Origin of the sequence: Streptomyces violens (assembly GCF_000717745.1) — a bacterium.
GTDB lineage: Bacteria > Actinomycetota > Actinomycetes > Streptomycetales > Streptomycetaceae > Streptomyces > Streptomyces violens.
Genome location: NZ_JOBH01000007.1, coordinates 260,234 through 278,611, shown reverse-complemented (window position 1 = coordinate 278,611; position 18,378 = coordinate 260,234). Strand labels below are relative to the sequence as shown.

14 protein-coding genes are annotated in these 18,378 nt (G+C 73.5%); 7 read left to right on the top strand and 7 right to left on the bottom strand.

Features of this window, described 5'->3' with window-relative positions; genetic code table 11:
- Nucleotides 1-39 precede the first annotated feature (39 nt).
- The 5 genes from IF04_RS0115885 to IF04_RS0115865 form a co-directional block, all read right to left on the bottom strand.
- Complete coding sequence (locus IF04_RS0115885) at nt 40-1,119, bottom strand: PDR/VanB family oxidoreductase (protein WP_030256878.1); 1,080 nt, start codon at nt 1,117-1,119, stop codon at nt 40-42.
- Nucleotide 1,120: 1 nt separating this feature from the next.
- Entirely contained in the window at nt 1,121-2,038 is a 918-nt protein-coding gene (locus tag IF04_RS0115880) for a metal-dependent hydrolase (protein WP_030256874.1), read from the bottom strand.
- A gap of 116 nt (nt 2,039-2,154) precedes the next feature.
- A complete protein-coding gene (locus tag IF04_RS0115875) occupies nt 2,155-4,107 on the bottom strand; it encodes a hypothetical protein (RefSeq protein ID WP_030256871.1) in 1,953 nt (650 codons plus the stop codon).
- A gap of 54 nt (nt 4,108-4,161) precedes the next feature.
- Entirely contained in the window at nt 4,162-4,398 is a 237-nt protein-coding gene (locus IF04_RS0115870; protein WP_030256868.1) for a DUF397 domain-containing protein, read from the bottom strand.
- Nucleotides 4,399-4,533: 135 nt separating this feature from the next.
- Nucleotides 4,534-7,686: an alpha-N-acetylglucosaminidase gene (locus tag IF04_RS0115865; RefSeq protein ID WP_030256866.1), complete on the bottom strand. Its 3,153-nt coding sequence runs from the start codon at nt 7,684-7,686 to the stop codon at nt 4,534-4,536.
- Nucleotides 7,687-8,084: 398 nt separating this feature from the next.
- Here IF04_RS0115865 and IF04_RS0115860 point away from each other — a divergent pair, with 398 nt between their 5' ends.
- The 4 genes from IF04_RS0115860 (at nt 8,085) to IF04_RS0115845 (ending at nt 11,955) form a co-directional block, all read left to right on the top strand.
- Entirely contained in the window at nt 8,085-8,900 is an 816-nt protein-coding gene (locus IF04_RS0115860) for a GNAT family N-acetyltransferase (protein WP_030256864.1), read from the top strand.
- Nucleotides 8,897-9,745 (top strand): lysophospholipid acyltransferase family protein, encoded by an 849-nt coding sequence (locus IF04_RS0115855; RefSeq protein ID WP_245654414.1) that lies wholly within the window; start codon nt 8,897-8,899, stop codon nt 9,743-9,745. Before IF04_RS0115860 ends, IF04_RS0115855 begins: the two co-directional genes overlap by 4 nt.
- A gap of 34 nt (nt 9,746-9,779) precedes the next feature.
- Complete coding sequence (locus IF04_RS0115850; RefSeq protein WP_037959586.1) at nt 9,780-10,439, top strand: hypothetical protein; 660 nt, start codon at nt 9,780-9,782, stop codon at nt 10,437-10,439.
- Between the two features lie 82 nt (nt 10,440-10,521).
- Nucleotides 10,522-11,955 (top strand): PepSY-associated TM helix domain-containing protein, encoded by a 1,434-nt coding sequence (locus tag IF04_RS0115845; protein ID WP_030256855.1) that lies wholly within the window; start codon nt 10,522-10,524, stop codon nt 11,953-11,955.
- Nucleotides 11,956-12,006: 51 nt separating this feature from the next.
- Here IF04_RS0115845 and IF04_RS0115840 read toward each other — a convergent pair whose 3' ends face one another.
- Together IF04_RS0115840 and glnII are read right to left on the bottom strand one after the other, a co-directional pair.
- A complete protein-coding gene (locus tag IF04_RS0115840) occupies nt 12,007-12,570 on the bottom strand; it encodes a winged helix-turn-helix domain-containing protein (protein WP_030256852.1) in 564 nt (187 codons plus the stop codon).
- A 333-nt stretch (nt 12,571-12,903) separates the two neighbouring features.
- The gene (gene glnII / locus IF04_RS0115830; protein ID WP_030256848.1) at nt 12,904-13,935 is read right to left on the bottom strand and encodes a glutamine synthetase; all 1,032 of its coding nucleotides are present in this window, start codon (nt 13,933-13,935) and stop codon (nt 12,904-12,906) included.
- 286 nt (nt 13,936-14,221) lie between these two features.
- On the opposite strand from glnII, the gene IF04_RS0115825 reads away from it, so the two are divergent.
- The 3 genes from IF04_RS0115825 (at nt 14,222) to IF04_RS0115815 (ending at nt 17,886) form a co-directional block, all read left to right on the top strand.
- Nucleotides 14,222-15,091, top strand: a complete 870-nt coding sequence (locus tag IF04_RS0115825) for a HalD/BesD family halogenase (protein ID WP_030256844.1) — start codon at nt 14,222-14,224, stop codon at nt 15,089-15,091.
- Between the two features lie 90 nt (nt 15,092-15,181).
- Nucleotides 15,182-16,045, top strand: coding sequence for a class I SAM-dependent methyltransferase (locus IF04_RS0115820; protein WP_051831270.1), 864 nt, complete (start codon nt 15,182-15,184; stop codon nt 16,043-16,045).
- Nucleotides 16,042-17,886, top strand: a complete 1,845-nt coding sequence (locus IF04_RS0115815; protein WP_030256839.1) for a choline/carnitine O-acyltransferase — start codon at nt 16,042-16,044, stop codon at nt 17,884-17,886. Before IF04_RS0115820 ends, IF04_RS0115815 begins: the two co-directional genes overlap by 4 nt.
- The last annotated feature ends 492 nt before the right edge of the window (nt 17,887-18,378 follow it).

The following is an 18,378-nucleotide window of genomic DNA, read 5'->3' as shown; positions in this document are numbered from 1 at the left end:
ACCAGGGCCGTACCGCTTCAGCCCCGGCGGGAGCCCGCGTCACAGATCCAGCACCAGCCGCTCCCCGTGGCAGCGCGAGACGCAGATCAGTATCTGGTCGTGGCGCTCGGCGTCGGTCAGCAGCTCGTCGCGGTGGTCGATGTCGCCCTCGACCACCGTCTGCAGACAGGTGCCGCAGAAGCCCTGCTCACAGCTGTACGGGAGGTTCGGCAGGGCCTGCTCGCGGACGGCGCGCAGGATGCTCTGGTCCCCGGCCACCGCGACCGTACCGCCGGTGCGCCGCAGCTCCACCTCGAAGGCACCGCCCGCCGTGCCGGCCGCCGGCGCGAACGCCTCGGTGTGCAGGTCCAGCCCCTCGGGCAGCAGCTCGGCGACCGCGTCCATCAGGGGCTGCGGGCCGCAGCAGTAGACGGCGGAGTGCGGCGGCGCGCCGGCGAGCGCGGCGGCCAGGTCCGGCCGGCCGTCCTCGTCCTCGGCGACGACGCTCACCCGGTCCCCGCCCGCCCCCGCCAGCTTCTCGATCCCGTCCAGGAACGGCATCGAAGCGCGCGACCGCCCGCAGTACAGCAGCCGCCACGGCAAGCCCTCCCGCTCGGCCCGGCGGACCATCGGCAGGATCGGCGTGATCCCGATGCCGCCCGCGATGAAGAGGTACGCGTGGCACTCCGCCAGCCGGAAGCGGTTGCGCGGCCCGCGCACCTCCACGACCGTGCCCTCGTGCAGCTGCTCGTGCACCTCGCGCGAGCCGCCCCGGCCGTCCTCGATGATCCGGGTGGCGATCGTGTACGTACCGCTGTCGGCGGGGTCACCGCAGAGCGAGTACTGGCGCACCGCGCCCGAGGGCAGCACGAGGTCGATGTGCGCGCCCGGCTCCCAGCCCGGCAGCCGCTCGCCCTCCAGGCACAGCCGTACGACGCCCTCGGCCTCCTCGGCGCGCTCGATGACCAGCAGTTCGCGGCGGCCGGGGCGCCCGGTGCCCGAGATCGGCTCCTCCAGGGCCGGCATCGGCCACAGCGGGGATTCCTTGACCCGGCGGCGCAGAGCGCGGTTCACCAGCAGCGCGGCGCCGGTGGCCACCACGAGGGCGCGGACGCGGCGGGAGCGGAAGACGGCGGTCATGTCAGGCGGCTCCGGGGGCGGTGCGGGCTTCCGCGGCGGTCGCGGCGGGGGAGGCGGCGAGATAGGCGGCGGCCTGCGAGGTGCTGCCGTACTGCGAGGGGTGGTACGTGCGGTGCAGGTACTGCGGGATCGTGCGGGCCACGGCGCCGGTGGTGGGCAGTACGCCCTGCCGCCCGGCCCGGAAGAACTCCTTGAACGACGCCTTGCCGTCCAGCAGCATCGGGTCGTTCGCCATGAAGAAGCGCACGCCGCGCTGCCACAGGAAGACCAGTGCGGCGAAGGCGGTGGCCCACGTGCGGGCGCGGCGCCGGTAACCGCCGTCGAGGTGCATGAAGAGGTCGAAGGCGACCGAGCGGTGCTCGACCTCCTCGGCGCCGTGCCAGCGCAGCAGGTCCAGCATGGTGGCGTCGGCGCCCCTGGCGTCCAGCTCCTCGGCGTTGAGCACCCAGTCCCCGAGGAACGCCGTGTAGTGCTCGATCGCGGCGATCAGCGCGACCCGCTCCAGCAGCCACCAGTGGCGCGCGCGGCCCGGCGGCAGGGTGCGGTCGCCGAGCAGCTTCTCGAAGAACCAGTCGACCTGCGCGGTGTACGGCGTGGGGTCCAGGCCCTGCTTCTTGAGGTGCGGCAGCACGTCGTCGTGCGCCTGGGAGTGCATGGCCTCCTGGCCGATGAAGCCGATGACGTCGGCGCGCAGCCGCTCGTCCCGGATGTACGGCAGCACCTGCTTGTAGACGTGCACGAACCAGCGCTCGCCGGCCGGCAGCAGCAGATGCAGCACGTTGATCGTGTGCGTGGTGGACGGGTCGCCGGGGATCCAGTGCAGCGGGGTGTCGGCCCAGTCGAAAGCGACGTTGCGGGCCTTCAGCGGTATGTGTTCGGACGCGACCGGCTCGGGCCGCAACGGGGCCTTGTTAGACATGGCGTCAATGTACTGGGGGGTAAGGAGAGAGCGACAGACCCTTGCACGAGGTTTCCCGCGGGACGCCGATGGGGGCACGGGCGTGTGCCCGTACCCCCATTACGTGACCCTCGCGCTCAGTGCAGTGCCGTGAACCGGCCGCCGTCCGGCAGCCGGGCCGAGAGCCGGGCCCGCTCGCCCGCCTCGGCGCGCACCGCCAGCAGCCGGCCCTTCGCGCGGCCGGTCACCCCGCCGCCCGCCGTCACCTTGCGCAGCTCCGCGCTGCCCGCCGCCACCAGCCACCAGTGCCCGGCCGCCGACTTCCACAGCACCCCGGCAAGCGCGTGCGGCGACCGCGGCCCGCAGGCCCGGCCGTCCTCCGTCCGGGCCGCCACCGCACCCGGTGGATAGCGCCGCGCCCCGGACGCGCCGTCCGCCACCGGCGCCTGGAACTGCGCCATCGTCCGGCTCCCGGGCCCCCGCCAGGTCTCGGCCCGCGTGCACAGCCACGCCGCCGTCCCGCCCCGCTCCGGAAGCCGCTGGCGCGCGTACTCCCAGGCGTTCACGCTCCGCACGCCCAGCGACCGCACGGCCGTCAACTGGCAGGCCGTGCGCGCCCAGGCCGTCAGCGCCGCGTCCCCCGCCGGGTCGCCCGCGCGGCCCGGCGCGCCGTACGTCAGTCGCGCCGGAGTCAGCTCGCCCAGGTCGGTGTAGAGGTGCCCGGCCATCCGCAGCGCGGGCCAGCGGGCGCAGGAGGCGCCGCGCGCGGGCGCGGGCGCCGGATCCGTCACGCCGTCCGCCGTGCGGCGCAGCGCGGCCGCCCGCTCCTCGGGGCCTCCGGTGAGGTCCGCGAGCGCGACCTTGTCCACCCAAGGGGCCGTCAGATAGCGGACGTTGCCGTCCGTGCGGCTGACCACCAGCGCCGCCGACCCCGCCGTGTCGGCGCCGTCCGTGCGCGCGAAGTCCAGCGCCGCGCCGCCGCCCGCGCCGTCCGCCGCCTCCGCGTACCGCACCACCCGCAGCCCGTCGTACAGCAGCACCACGGCCGCCCGGTCCACCACGCCCGCGAACAGCAGCTGCGCGGGACCGGCGGCGGGCCCGGACGGCGTGCCGGGCGTCGCGGAGACCTGCACCCCGGGGCCGGGGCGGGCCCAGGCCGCCAGCGCGCGGCGCAGCAGGGCCGTATCGTGCGTCCGGCCGCCGCGCGCCGGCCAGGCCGAAAAGTCCGTACGGACCGCGGTCCGCCAGGCGTCACCGGGCGCGCGGGTCAACTCGCCTGGATCCAGGGCTTGTTCGGCCGCGGCGTTGCGCGCGTACGGGGGCGCCGCGGCGCCGTCCCGGCCCCAGCCGTCGCCCGGCAGCGCGAGCAGCGCCCCGCACACCGCCGCCGCGACGACCGCCGCCAGCACGACGCGCACATGCTGCCGCCGCCGGATCAGATCCGTCGGCCGGGCCTGCAGCGAGCAGGGGTCGAACTCGGCGGAGTCCAGCAGCGAGCCGTCCCGGCTGCCCGCCGGGGCCGCGGCGCCGTCCGCCTCGGCCAGCGCATCCCGTGGCTCCGCCACGCCCGCGGCCGCCAGCGTCCGCCGCACCTCGCGGTCGCCCAGCCCCTCCAGGCCGCGCAGCGCGTACGCCGCGCGGGCCGGGGCCGACAGTGCCGACAGAGTCTGGTCCAGGGCCAGTTCGTCGGCGCCGCCGGAGCGCGGGAAGAGCCGCAGCCCCCAGACCTGGGGGAGCGGCGGCGGGAGGTGGGGCAGCGGCACTCGCCAGGGGCCGAGGCGCAGCGCCGGGCGGCCCGCGGCGAGCGCCGCGCGCAGCACCCGCTGCCGTACGAAGGCGTACGCGGGGTCCGGCGCGGGCGGCGCGCTCTCGGCGACGGCGGTGCGGCCCCGGGGCAGCGCCCGCTGGGTGATGGCGTGCGCGGTCAGCACCCGGCGGTTCCGGCCGAGCCAGGGCGGCAGTACCAGATAGGCCAGCCGCACCAGCCGGGGGTAGTGCTCCACGAGCGCGACTTCTGCCTGCTCGACGTCGATGACGCCGAGCGGGGAGGTCCGGTTCGGTGGCGGGGTTATTGCCTGCTGCTGTTCCACGTTCCGTAGAACGAGTGATTCATGGGATGGTCACTTTGACCACCGGGCGTGCGCTCAGCGCTGCCGGTCGAGGTCGAACTCGCCGTCCCGGGCGCCCAGTACGAACGCGCGCCACTCGCCCTCGGTGTACCGCAGCACCACGTCGGGGTCGGTGGAATTGCGCATCGCGACCGCGCCGCGCTCCAGGAACGCGATCTCCACGGCCTCCTCGGCGTCGCCGGGGGCGCGCTGCCAGACGGCGTCGGAGATGTCGAGGGCGTAGAGCCACTCCTTCTCGGCTGCGGCGCTCATGCGGTGCTCTCCTCGCGATAGCCCGGTCGGTACGGAGGTCAGCGTACGCCGCGCGGACCTGCTACGGGGAGCGAACGAACGACCCCGGACGGTGCTTTCGCCGTCCGGGGCCGCCGCCGTACTGCCGTTGGCGCGTCAGTCCGTGCGCCAGTCGCCGAACTCCACCCTGCCGCGGGCGCCCGAGCCGCCGTTGGCCGCCGACATGTGCAGCCCCGCGTCCTGCGCGGCGGCAGCGCCGGGCACGGTGGCGGTGGCGACGGTGCGCCAGGTGGCACCGTCGTCCGTGGAGTACTCGCCCTTGAACGCGCCGCCCGCCTCCCGGGAAAGCCGCAGCGTCACCGGCGCCTTGACGCCCGTGACCCGCTCGTACCGGTCCAGCATGCCGTCCCCGTTGGTGTCGTAGGACAGCGCGACACCGTTGTCCGGGGTGACGGAGAGGTTCACGAACCCCGCCGAGGCCGCCTCCGCCAGGCTGTTGCGGACGGCGATCCCGGCGCGCGCCCACGGGCCGGTGACCGTCTGCTCGGTCACCTTCACCGTCACCGAGCCGCCCGCGCGCAGTGCGCCCGGACGGTAGACGGCGCCGAACTCGGCGGTGGCCTTCCACAGGTCGGCGCCCGCCCCGTCGATGGCGAACCGCCCGTCGAGCTGACCGAAAACCGCCTCGTTCGTGGTGACCGTGCGCAAGCCCTCATCCAGCGGCCCGGCCACGAAGAGCGACCCCGTGCGCACCGTCGAGACCGCCGTCTCGCCCTGCGGCCCGTAGCTCACCGTCAGTTCGTACGGCATCGGCTTCAGCGGCGACGTCAGGGGCTCGGCGGGGGCCGCGACCCGCCAGTCGACGTCTCCCTTGCCGCCGGCCGGTATTGACGGCAGCGAGACGGGGCCGCGGTCCTCGGCGTCCACGCCGCTCAGCGCGAAGTCCACCCGGCCGGTGTCCCGCAGCCCGCTGACGTTGTGCAGGGTCGCGGTGACGGTGGTCGCGCCGCCCGGCGCCATGGCGGCCGGCTCGGCGGTGACGACGACCCGCCCCTGGTACGGCGCCTTGGCGAGCACGTCGTGCACCTTCTCGGCGGTGCGGTAGGCGTCGGTGGTGGGCCGCAGCGGGTAGTTCTTGCGCTCCCGCGTCCACGGTTCCTCTATGGCGTACCAGTCGAACGCCTTCGGCTTCCGGTTCCCGGCGAGGGCGTCCTCCAGTTCGTCCAAGTACCGCTGCCACTGCGGGAGATGGAAGTCGCCGATCAGGCCGTGCCAGTCGCGGTTGGCGTAGTTGGCGAGCCGCCCGCCGTCCGCGGTGGGCCGGTCCGCCCACGTGGTGATCAGCACCCGCGCGGTGCGCTCCAGCTGCGCCGCCTCCCTGTCGCCGGTCGCCATGCGCTTGGCGGCGTCCAGCCACGGGCCGAGGAGGAAGTGCCGATGCGCACCGGTCATGTCCTCGCTGAGTCGCATGAGCTGGAGCCAGAGCTTGGCGAGGTTGCGGAAGGCGGCCAGGTCCTTGCGCTGGTACGCCTCCTGGAGCTGCGGGATCAGCTGCCAGGAACGATTCGCCAGTGCCTGCCGGGCCAGGTCGGTCAGGTCCAGGCGGTACGCGTCGCTGTCGCGCAGCGCGGGCCGGACCGCCAGCAGCGCCGCGAACGCGGCGTCGAGCCGGGCGGAGGAGAACGCGGGCGTGTGCGTGGCGTAGTACGTGCCGGAGCGGGCGGTCAGCGAGGGGCGCGCGGCGAAGATCGAGTCGTGCGGCCGCCCGTCCTTGCTGCTGATCTCGTACGTGCTCTCCCGTAGCGCCGCGAAGGCTGCCCGGGCCTTGGCGTCCCGGCCGCCGTACCGCGCGTCCGCGTACCCGTCGAACCACGCCGCGCGGTCCACCGCCTCGTCCCGCCACGCCAGCTCGCTGAAGAGCTCGAACGCGGCCGGGTCCCGCTCGGCGGCCTCGGCCATGTACGCCGTGCCGACCAGCTTGCTGCCCTTTTTGTCCCGCCACTTGGTGAACCGTTCGGCCCACATGTGGGTCTTGGCCCCTATGGTCGTCCGGCCGCCGAAGTTCGGGATCGTGCCGAACGCGTACGGCACGTCGCCCCAGTCCTTCTCCCGGTCCTTGACCGTCTCCAGGTCCGAGAGGCCGTCCACGATCAGCATGTGCTTGTGGTCGACGGCGTCCAGCAGGTCCCGCCGCGGGTTCTCCTGCCAGCCGAGAATCACCCAGACGGCGTCCTTGTGGGCGGCCAGCATCGCCCGCTCCACGGCCTTCGCCGCGGCCGGCACCGGGACGTTCCCCGGGTTGCCGCCCTCGTGCAGCAGGTCCATCTTGAAGTGCTTGACGGTCCCGAAGAGCGCCTTCTGGTGGCGGTAGAAGGACGCCGCCACCTTCTCGAAGACCTTGGTCCGCGGGTCGAGCCAGTCGGGGCGCTTCAGGCCCGCCCAGTTGCCCTGCGGGACGACCCGGGCGCCGGGATTGCGTCGCACGAAGCCGTCCGGGACGGTGCCGAAGTAGCCCGGCAGCACCGGGTGCATCCCCAGTGACCGCAGCCGGTCGGCGATCCGCTTGCCCAGCGCGGTCCGCTTGGCGAGCAGCTCCTTGCTGACCGGTCCGCCGTAGCCGCTCATGTTCTGCAGCAGCCACCACGGCTGGTGCGTCGGCGCCGGCAGCCAGGCCCGCGCCTCGGCGTCGGTGTACCCGAAGTCCTGCAGCACGCGGTGGTACACGGCCTCCGAGCCCGCCGTGACGAGGACCTCGTTCACGCCGTGCAGCGCCAGGACGTCGATCGTGCGCTCCCAGTGCGCCCAGTCGGCGTACGGCGCGGTGTACCCGTCGTGCGTGTCGTTGAGCGCGAAGCGGTGGGCGAGAGCGGTGGAGCGCTCCAGCGGGCGCTTGGGCGCGGGGAGCTTCGCGGGGAGGTTCAGCTGCTCGCCGGCCCAGGAGATGTGCGCCTGGCAGGTGTACTTCAGGTACCAGTTGACGCCGGTCAGGATCGCGGCCGGGCTGGTGCCCGTGACCTCGATGCGGCCGGGAGCGCCGGCCACGAGGAACCGCTCGGCGGTGCCCGCGGCCCGCTTCAGCGAAACGAGGTGGAACTGGTCGGCGTGTTCGGGGAGGAGGCGCTGGAGCGCGGCGCGCGCAGGTGCGGTGTCGAAGGGAGCAGCGGTGGGTTTGCGGCTCGTCGGGCCCGCGGGGCGCGCCGGCCCCGGTACGGCGGAGGCGGCCATGGCGGGGGTATGCCCGCCGACCGCGACCGTGACACCAAGGGCGCCCGCGGTACCCAACACGTTGCGTCTAGTGACGTGGCTCACGCATGCCCCCACTGCTCGGCAGTATCAACGGTTACGTGCGAGGGGTCACGCTAACGGGCCGTCAGCCCATCTCCAAGGATGTTGATACGACCAGAACGCGCCGAATGTCGCGGCTGTGGGCCGGTGGAGTGAGAGGGGTTTCGGCGCGTTTTCGACCGTTGTCGTGGCTGCTGTGCCGAGCGTGACCCGGGCCCATCGGGGGCCAGTGTTCGGCGGTTTCTTACCCGCGCTCCTTCTGGGCTTCACGCGACGGGGCGCCGGGCGGGGGAAAAGTCGGCTGGGCGGCCGGGGTCTCCCCGGGCCTCTCGCCGCCACTGTGTCACGACCGCCGTGCCCGCCGGCCGGTGCCGTCCCCGCGACGGCCGGTGCGGTTTCCCGCTCACCCGGACGGAGCTGTCATGTCTGTCATGCCCACGTCGACTCCTCCTGCGACGACCGCCTTTCCGCACGCCCGGCCCGCCCCGGACGCGCCCACTCCCGACGCCCCCGCCGCGTACACCACCTCCGTCGCCGACTCGACCGAGCAGATCCGCGCCGCCCAGCGGCTGCGCCACCAGGTCTTCGGCGAGGAGATGGGCGCCACGCTGCACTCCCCGCTGCCCGGCCACGACATCGACGACTACGACGACCTCGTGGACCACCTGATCGTCACCGAGACCGCGACCGGCGAGGTCGTCGGAACCTACCGGCTGCTGCCGCCCGGCCGCAGCGAACGGCTGTATTCGGACGGCGAATTCGATCTGTCCGGTCTGCACGCGCTGCGCCCCTCGCTCATCGAGGCCGGCCGCTCCTGCGTCCATCCCGCCCACCGCACCGGCGCGGTCATCAACCAGATGTGGGCCGCGCTCGCCCGCTACACCCTGCTCTCCGGCCACCGGTACCTCGCCGGCTGCGCGTCCGTACCGCTCGCCGACGGCGGGCAGTGCGCGCGGGCGGCGTGGGAGCTGGGCCGCACCAAGCACGCCGCGCCCGAAGAGCTGCGGGTCCGGCCGCACCGGCCCTGGCTGCCGGACACGGCCGCGGCCGCGGCCCCCGGCGCAGGCGACCGGGCCCAGCTGCCGCCCCTGCTCCGCGGCTACCTCCGGGTCGGCGCCTGGATCTGCGGGGCGCCCGCGCACGACCCCGAGTTCGACGTGGCCGACTTCTTCGTCGTCCTGGACATGGACCGGCTCGGCGAGCGGTACCGGCGGTTCTTCCTGGGCGACCAGCGGTGAGCGCCCGGGCCGCGGCCCCCGGCACCGCGCGGACGGGCATCTGGGACGTGCTCTCCACCTGCACGTCCGGCTGTATCGACCACGCCGCGCCCCGGGCGCCGCTCGCCGGGACGGCGCGCCGCGCCGCGTCCTTCACCCACGTACTGCTGCGCGCTGCCGCCGACCGCGACCGGCTCGCCGAACCAGGGCGGCTGCGGCGGCACGCCCGCGCCGCACTGGGCGCGCTGGATGTCGCCCTGGTCCACGACGGCCCGCTGCTGCGGGTGAGGGGCGAGCGGACCGGCGGCCCCGGCACGCTCGTCGTGGTCAACCACATCTCCTGGCTGGACATCCTGGCGCTGCTCGCCGTCGAGCCGGTCACCATGCTCGCCAAGCAGGAGGTCGGCGGCTGGCCCGTGATGGGCCCGCTCGCCCGGCGCGCCGGCACCCGCTTCATCGACCGCAGCAGCCCGCGCGGCCTTCCGCAGGCCGTCGCCGACCTCGCGGCGGAGCTCCGCTCCGGCCGCTCGGTGGTGGTCTACCCGCAGGCCACGACGTGGTGTTCGGCGACCGAGGGCGGCTTCCGCCGGGCGACGTTCCAGGCGGCGATCGACGCGGGCGCGCCGGTCCGCCCGGTCACCGTCCGGTACCTCCAGCACGGCGCGCCCTCCACGGTGCCCGCCTTCGTAGGCGAGGAGGACCTGGCGTCCTCCTTGCGCCGCGTCCTCACGGCGAGCGCCCTCACGGCCCGGGTCACGGTGCATCCGCCGCTGGCACCGGACGGGCGGGACCGGCGGGAGCTGGCGGCGGCGGCCGAGGCGGTGGTACTGGGACGGCACCGCCGGGAGCAGGCCGTACCCGCCTGAGGCGCCGTACCGCCAGGTGACAGGATTGCCGCCTGTGACCCCCGATGCCCGCCCGCCGTTCCGCGCCGTGCGCGCCGCGCTCTTCGCGGCCGTGTGCGTGGTCCTCGCGGCGGCCGGGCACGCGGCCATGTCCGGCGCCGCCATCCCGCCGGGCGTACTGGCCGCGGCCCTCGCCGCCGTCGGCGCCGCGGCCTGGCTCGCCGCCGGCCGACAGCGCGGCCTGCCGGCCATCACCGGCGGCGTGCTGACGGTGCAGGCGGCCCTGCACCTCGCGTTCGCCGCGGCACAGGGGGCCGATTCGTCGCATATGGCGCATATGGGCAATGCAGCCCACATGGACGGCATGACCGGCGTGCACGGCACGGGCGGCATGCATGTCATGCACGGTATGACGCCCGGCATGACCGCCGCGCACCTCCTCGCCGCCCTGCTGTGCGCACTGTGGCTGCGGCGCGGCGAGGCCGCGTTCTTCCAACTGCTGCGGTGCGTGGCGGCCCTGGCCTTCCGGGCGTTGCGCCTGGTCGTCGCGGTGTGCCGGGCCCCCGAGCCAGTACGGAAGGCACGGACGCCGGAACGTACCCGGCCCCGCGTGCCCCGCTGGGAACTGATCGCCGACGCCGTCAGCCGGCGCGGCCCACCCCCGGGCGCGGTGCTCCGTACCACCGCGCCCAACGGCCCGCCCCTGCCCTGCTGAGCTTGCACTCGACCCCGGGCCGGGGACACGGCCATGGCGCGGACATTTCTCTTGTTCGCCGCTGAAAGGTGAAGAAATCACCATGTCTGTACTCGACCCTGCCCGCACGCGGGAGGCCGCCGTGCCGCCGCCCCGGCGTACCGGATGGCCCGCCCTGCGCCCCCTCGTGCTGCGGCTGCACTTCTACGCGGGGCTGCTGATCGCCCCGTTCCTGCTCGTCGCCGCCGTGACGGGCCTGCTGTACGCCGGTTCCCTCCAGGCGGAGAAGATCGTGTACGCGCACGAACTCCGCACCGACTCCGGTGGTACCCAACTCCCGCTCTCCCGGCAGGTGGACGCCGCCCTGCGGGCGCACCCCGAAGGCACCCTGACCGCGGTCCGGCCGTCCGCCGAACCCGGTGCCACGACGCGCGTGATCCTCGACGCGCCGGGCCTGGGGGAGAGCGAATCGCTGGCCGTCTTCGTCGACCCGTACACCGGCAAGGTGCGTGGCGCGCTGGAGAGTTACGGCAGCTCCGGCGCGCTGCCGCTGCGCGCCACCATCGACCACCTCCACCGCGACCTGCTGCTCGGCGAACCGGGGCGGCTCTACAGCGAACTGGCCGCCAGCTGGCTGTGGGTGGTTGTGCTCGGCGGGGTGCTGCTGTGGCTCGGGCGGCGGCGCTCCGCGCGCCGGCTGCGGGGCACGACGGGGCGGCGGCGGACGCTGTCCCGGCACGGGACGGTCGGCCTGTGGTCGGCCGCGGGGCTGCTCGCGCTGTCGGCGACCGGGCTGACCTGGTCGGCGTACGCGGGGGAGAACATCGGGCGGCTCCAGGACGCGCTGGGCGGCGCCACTCCGGCGGTGTCGACCGAGGTGCCAGGGATGCCGGCGAACATGCCGGGCATGTCCCACGGGGAGCACGCCGGGCACGGCGGCCACGACAAGCACACCGGACACGCGGGACACGACGGGTCCGCCGCCGCGGCCGTCAAGGGCCTGGACACCACCGTGCGTACGGCACAGCAGCAGGAGGGCCTGACCGGCCCGGTCGAGATCCGGGTACCGACCGCCGCGGCGCCCGCGTACGTCGTCCAGCAGACCGACAAGCAGTGGCCCGCGCATCTGGACTCGATCGCGGTCGACCCGGCGAGCGGGCAGGTCACCGACCGGCTCGACTTCGCCGACTATCCCCTGCTCGCCAAGCTCACCCGGTGGGGGATCGACGTGCACATGGGCGTGCTGTTCGGCCTCGCCAACCAGGTCGCCCTGGCCGCCCTGATGGTCGCGCTGATCCTGGTGATCGTGTGGGGTTACCGGATGTGGTGGCAGCGCAGGCCGCGTCGGTCCCGCGCTCCGCGCGCCCACCCGCGCGGCGCCTGGCGGCAGGTCCCGCTGCCGGTGCTGTTCCCGCTGGTGGCGGTGACGGCGGCGGTGGGCTGGTTCCTGCCGCTGTTCGGGGTTCCGCTGCTGGCGTTCCTGGTGCTCGACGCGGGGATCGGGATGCTCGCCCGGCGCCGCGCGCGGGCGGCCTGAGGTGAAGGCCGTGGGGCCCGGCCACGCCGGCCGGGCCCCACGGCCGTACGGTCAGGAGACCGGTACGTACTTGTAGCCCACGCGCCGGACCGTCACGATCGACGAGCGGTGCGCGGCGCCCAGCTTGCGGCGCAGGCGGGCGATGTGGACGTCGACCGTGCGGCCGTCGCCGACATGCCCGTAACCCCACACCGTCGTCACGAGCTGATCGCGGGTGTGCACCCGCTGCGGATGCGCCACCAGGTGCGCCAGCAGCTCGAACTCCAGGAACGTCAGGTCCAGTTGACGGTCATGGACGTGCACGGTGCGGCGCTCCGGGTCGACCCGTACGCCGCCCTCACCGAAGCCGGCAGCGGGGGCCGCGGGCGCCGCGGGCGCCGGCTCGGGCTCAGGGCGAGGGGTGGCGGTGGCCGGTACGAGCACGAGGTAGCCGACCATCGGGGGCCGGCCCGGCAGCTCGGGAAGGGTGTGCTGAGGTGCCGGCAGCCAGGTGGCGTCGGCGCCCAAAAGGTCGGCGACCGGCGGTACTTCGTCGGGGGCCACGGCGCGCAGCCGGGGCGGAGCGGGAACGGTGGCCGTCGGGGCGGTGGCAGAAAGGGATCGTACGTACGTCATCGAGGTCAGCTCTTTCGCGCAGTGGGGCGTCGGGGGACGTCGTGCGCGCGGGCAGGGCTGCTGTCTGGGTGCTTTGCGGGCCCGCGCTCAGTGCGCGCGGCAACACAGACGGTCGAAGAGGTGATCCTGCCGGGACGGCCAGAACGGCTCGAGGTCGGTGCGACCCGTCGAGGTTTCGGTGAGGCTGGCCATGCCCCTATTCAACCAGACGCGGCGTGATCTGTCCTTCGTGCGCCCGTCATACGCAAAGGGCGCCCCACCGCCGTACGCAAAGGGCGCCCCGCTTGAAGCGGGGCGCCCTTCTTGCGAATTGACCATCGGCGGTCGGGCCTGTCAGACCTGGAGGGCCTTCTCCAGGGCGGTGCAGCAGGTGTCCACCATCAGGCGGGTGACCACGTAGGGGTCGACGTTCGCGTTCGGGCGGCGGTCCTCGATGTAGCCCTTCTTGTCCCGCTCGACCTGCCACGGGATGCGGACCGAGGCGCCGCGGTCGGACGCGCCGTAGCTGTACTGGTCCCACGGCGCGGTCTCGTGGGCGCCGGTCAGGCGGTCCTCGATGCCGGTGCCGTACTGCTTCACGTGCTCCAGCGGCTTGCCGTCCTGGCCCAGCGACTCGCACGCGGTGATGATCGCGTCGTAGCCCTCGCGCATCGCCTTGGTGGAGAAGTTGGTGTGCGCGCCCGCGCCGTTCCAGTCGCCCTTGGCCGGCTTGGCGTCCAGGGTCGCGGTGATGCCGTAGTCCTCGGCGGTGCGGTAGAGCAGCCAGCGCGCGATCCACATGTGGTCGGAGACCTCCAGCGCCGGCAGCGCGCCGACCTGGAACTCCCACTGGCCCGGCATGACCTCGGCGTTGATGCCGGAGATGCCGAGACCCGCGGCGAGGCAGTGGTCGAGGTGCTTCTCGACGATCTCGCGGCCGAAGATCTCCTCGGCGCCGACGCCGCAGTAGTAGCCGCCCTGCGGGGCGGGGAAGCCGCCGCCCTCGGGGAAGCCGAGCGGGCGGCTGCCCTTGAGGAAGGTGTACTCCTGCTCGATGCCGAAGATCGGCTCCTGGTCCGCGAACTTCTCCGCGACCGGGCGCAGCAGCGCACGGGTGTTGGAGGAGTGCGGCGTCATGTCGGTGTTGAGCACCTCGCACAGCACGAGGATGTGCTCGCCGCCGCGAATCGGGTCCGGGCAGGAGAAGACGGGCTGCAGCACGAGGTCGGAGGAGTGGCCCTCGGCCTGGTTGGTGCTGGAACCGTCAAAGCCCCACACGGGCAGCTCGGCCAGCTCACGGGGCCCGGAGAGGATCTTGGTCTTCGAGCGGAGCTTGGCGGTCGGCTGCGTGCCGTCGATCCAGATGTACTCGGCCTTGATGGTCACGGGGGCCCTTCCTGCGGTTTAGTACGAATACGCGTGCGGGCGTACTCACGCACCCTCGCAACGGGCCGTTTCCCGTCCATTGCTCGAATGTGAACCCCGTGTTACTCGGGCCCGCTGTGACGCACGCCATGCGGCCCCCGGCCCGGACCGGCTCGAAATGGCCGGTCAGTATGCGTGAACGCGCCGTGTGACGTGTCACAGACAACATTGCGACACTGTGACACGTTCAACTGCGTTACTCCTCCGTACAGTTGGCACGCCCACCCGCACGCGTGGAGAGGATCGCATGAGCACACTCGAAGCCACGACGCTCGACCAGATGGTCGATACGGCCCGCTATCCCCTGGCGGATCCGGACGGCGCCGAGGGCCTCGCCCTGACCGCCCGCGCCCGCCACGAGCTGGCCACGACCGGCTGCACCGTCCTGCGGGACTTCATCCGCCCGGCCCTGCGCGACCTGCTGCGCGAGGAGTGCGCCGCCCTCGCGCCCCGCGCCTACTTCGACGTCGAGACGGTCAACGTCTACAACACCGCCGTGCACCCGGACCTGCCCGCCGACCACCCCGGCCGCACCACCTTCGAGCGCGGCAACGCCTTCGTCCCCCGCGACCGCATCCCGGCCGATGCCCTGATCAGCCGGCTCTACGCCCACGGCGCGTTCCGCACCTTCCTCGCCCGCTGCTTCGGCCTCGCGGAGCTGTACGAGCTCGCCGACCCGCTCGCCGGCCTCGTCCTCAACGTCGTCGAGCCCGGCCGGGAACACCCCTGGCACTTCGACACCAACGAGTTCACCGTCTCCATGCTCACCCAGGAGCCCGAGACCGGCGGCACCTTTGAGTACTGCCCGAACATCCGGTCGGCGAAGGACGAGCACTTCGACGACGTACGGGACGTCCTGGCCGGGCGCGGCGCGCGGCTGATCCGCCGCCTCCCGCTGCACACCGGCGACCTCCAGCTCTTCAAGGGCCGCTACTCCCTGCACCGCGTCAGCCCCGTCGGGGGCGGCACGGCCCGCCACTCGGCGATCTTCGCGTACAGCGAGCGCCCCGGCGTCATCGGCAGCGTGGCCCGCACCCGCCAGCTCTTCGGCCGGGTGCTGCCCGAGCACCTGGCGGCCGAGGGCCGCGCCGTGCGGGGGGACGGGCTGCTGGACTGAGCCGTCGCGGGGCATCCTCCCTGTGACGGGGGCGCCCCGCAGCACATTGCAGGACGTTTTCCCATTCGCGATCCACGGAGGAGCAACCCCGTGCGCTTCGACACGACCGGAAAAGTCTCGCTCGACCACATCTACACGCAGCCCGACCCGCGCGCGTACTTCACCGTGCTGCGCACGCTCGACTACTGCGTACCGCAGCTCGCCAAGCCGTATTTCGCCAAGCTCCTCAAGGAGTACCGCGAGGACCGGCGGGTCGCGGTGCCCAAGGTCGTCGACATCGGCTGTTCGTACGGCATCAACGCCGCGCTGCTGAAGTACGACATCGCCATGGACGAGCTGTACGCCCGTTACGGCGGCGACGCGGCCGCCGGGCTCACGCGCGAGGAGCTGCTGGCCCGGGACCGGGAGCTGTCCCGCGCCCGCCGGCCCGCGCAGCCCACTCGCTTCGTCGGCCTCGACGCCTCCGAGAACGCGCTGTCCTACGCGCGCGAGGCCGGCTTCCTCGACGGCACCGTCCACGCCGACCTGGAGAACCACGACCCCACACCGGGCCAGCGCGACCTGCTGTCCGGCGCCGACCTGGTGTTCTCCACCGGCTGCATCGGCTACGTCACCGAACGCACCCTCACCCGCGTCGTCCGCGCGCAGGGCGCCCACCGGCCCTGGATGGCCCACTTCGTGCTGCGGATGTTCCCGTTCGACCCGGTCGAGCGGGCGCTGGCGGGCCTGGGCTACGAGACCACCCGCGTCGACGGGATGCACAAACAGCGCCGCTTCGCCTCCCCCGAGGAACAGGCGCTCGTCCTGGACACGATGTCGGCAGCCGGAGTGGATGCCACCGGCCTGGAAGCGGAAGGCTGGCTGTACGCACAGCTCTACGTCTCCCGGCCGTACGGCCCGGCAGGACGCCTCCGGTCCCATGATCCTCACGACCCGAATCGAGAGCAGCTTTGAACCCCAGTCAGGGCACGGCCACCGCCCCCTCGGCCACCGCCGCCCCCACCACCCCCACCTTCGCCCACGAGGGCACCCTGCCGCGGGTGCCGCTGCCCTCGCTGGAGGAGAGCTGCGAGCGGTTCCTCGCCTGGTGCGGGCCGCTGCTGACCCCCGAGGAGCGGGCGGCGACCGAGGCGGAGGTGGCCGCCTTCCGCCGCCCGGACGGCCCGGGCCCGATCCTGCAGGCGGCGCTGGCGGGGTACGACCGCACGCCCGGCGTGCACAGCTGGCTCGACACCTTCTGGCCCTACCGCTACCTCGGCCGCCGGGACCGCATCGCCCTCAACGCCAACTTCTTCTTCCTCTTCAAGGACACCGGGCAGCCGCAGGCGGAGCGGGCGGCCGGGCTGATCGCCGCGGCCGTCGCCTACAAGAAGCAGCTCGACGAGGAGAAGATCCCGCCCGTGGTGCTGCGCGGGGCGCCGCAGACCATGGAGCAGAACAAGTACCTCTTCTCCACCACCCGCATCCCCGGCGCGGAGCTGGACACGGTCCGCCACCCCTACTCCGAGGAGTGGCCCGGCCCGTCCGACGCCCGCCACATCGTCGTCTTCTTCCGGGGCGCGATGTACAAGATGGACGTACTCGGCACCGACGGCACCCCGCACAGCCTCGCCGACCTGGAGGCCGGGCTGGCCGCCGTCGTGAAGGCGGGCGCGGAGCCGGCGGCACCGGGCACGTCCGTGGGCCACCTCACCACCATGGCCCGCGCCGAATGGGCGGCAGCCCGCGACGACCTCCTCGCCTACCACCCCGGCAACGCGGCAGCCCTCGACGACGTCGAAACGGCTCTCTTCTGCGTCTCCCTGGAGGACTTCGCGCCCGCCGACACCCAGGAGACCTGCGACGAGCTGCTCCACGGGGACCGCGGCAACCGCTGGTTCGACAAGGCGGTGACCTTCGTCGTCTTCGCCGACGGCCGGGCCGGTATCAACGTCGAGCACTGCGGCCTGGACGGCACGACCATCCTCAGCTTCGTCGACACGCTCCTCGGCACCCCCGCCGGGGAGCACTCCCGGCTCTCCGGCGCCCGCTCCCAGGGCCGCCCCGAGATCGCCCCGGTCGTCTTCGCGCTGGACGACGCCCTCCAGGCCAGGGCCCGCGCGGCCGCCGAGTCCTTCGCGCAGTACGGCGCGGACACCGCCACCCAGACGGTGTCCTTCGAGGACTTCGGCAGTACCGCGGCCAAGGCCCTCCGCACCTCGCCCGACGCCTTCGTGCAGCTCGCCTACCAGCTCGCCCACCAGCGCGCGAAGGGCCGGCTCGGCGCCACGTACGAGTCGATCGCCACCCGCCAGTGGCGCCGCGGCCGCACGGAGGCCATGCGCGTCGTCACCCCCGAGATCCAGGCATTCGTGGCCGCCATGGAGGACCCGGCGGCCGACGCCGAGGCCCGCCGCGCCGCCTTCCGCACCGCCGCGGCGGCCCATGTCACCCGCGCCAAGGAATGCCAGGCGGGCGACGCGCCCGAGCAGCACCTGTGGGAGCTGGAGCTGATCCAGCGCCGCCGCGGCGCGGACCTGGGCGTGACCGAACAGCCGGCGCTCTACCGCTCCCCGGGCTGGCTGACCATGCGCGACGACTACCTGAGCACCAGCTCGGCGCCGTCCGAACACATCCAGTACTTCGGCTTCGGCTCCACGAGCAGCCGCTGCATCGGCATCGCCTACGTCCTCCTCCCCGACCGCTTCAACCTCTACCTGAGCACCCCACGCGCGGTCGCCGACCAGATGCACGCCTTCGCGGACCACCTCCGCACCGCGGTCGCGGAACTCCGGGAACTGCTGGCCACGGAGTAATACCCCTCGATACGGAGCGGCCGCCGACCCGAATCCGGGGCGGCGGCCGCTCCGTTCCGCGCTCTCACTGCTCCCGAGGCGTCACGGACCGCGGACCGTCTCCGTTCGCCTCCGGTGCCGCGTCTCTCCCGTTCTCCGCGTCCAGACTCGCCAACGCCCGGCGGACCTGCTCCGCGTCGGCCCCGGAGACCGTGATACTCACATCACCGCTCTTCCGCGTCACCACCACGGTGGGTATGCGTCGCGTCCCGCGCGTTCGCCGCTGATCCCACTTGCCCGGTGACGACCGGGTCGTGGGGCTGCTGTGACGTTGCCACCCTCGCGCCCCCGAATTTGCCCCGGCCCCGGGTCGGTGTGTCACAGTGGTCCGCCCCGGTCGACCGGGCGCGCGTGTGCGCAGCCGTCGCCGGGGTCCCCCCAACTCAAACGGACCTTCCGAGCCGTGCTTCTCGCGTGCCCGAAAAGTCCCGTTCTCCTCCTGTCCATGTCCAT

Bases quoted from the DNA above. Each gene is read 5' to 3' on its own strand.
- IF04_RS0115885 (WP_030256878.1), bottom strand. From the start codon at position 1,119: ATGACCGCCGTCTTCCGCTCCCGCCGCGTCCGCGCCCTCGTGGTGGCC.
- IF04_RS0115845 (WP_030256855.1), top strand. From the start codon at position 10,522: ATGTCTGTACTCGACCCTGCCCGCACGCGGGAGGCCGCCGTGCCGCCG.
- IF04_RS0115825 (WP_030256844.1), top strand. From the start codon at position 14,222: ATGAGCACACTCGAAGCCACGACGCTCGACCAGATGGTCGATACGGCC.
- IF04_RS0115840 (WP_030256852.1), bottom strand. From the start codon at position 12,570: ATGACGTACGTACGATCCCTTTCTGCCACCGCCCCGACGGCCACCGTT.
- IF04_RS0115880 (WP_030256874.1), bottom strand. From the start codon at position 2,038: ATGTCTAACAAGGCCCCGTTGCGGCCCGAGCCGGTCGCGTCCGAACAC.
- IF04_RS0115860 (WP_030256864.1), top strand. From the start codon at position 8,085: ATGTCTGTCATGCCCACGTCGACTCCTCCTGCGACGACCGCCTTTCCG.
- IF04_RS0115870 (WP_030256868.1), bottom strand. From the start codon at position 4,398: ATGAGCGCCGCAGCCGAGAAGGAGTGGCTCTACGCCCTCGACATCTCC.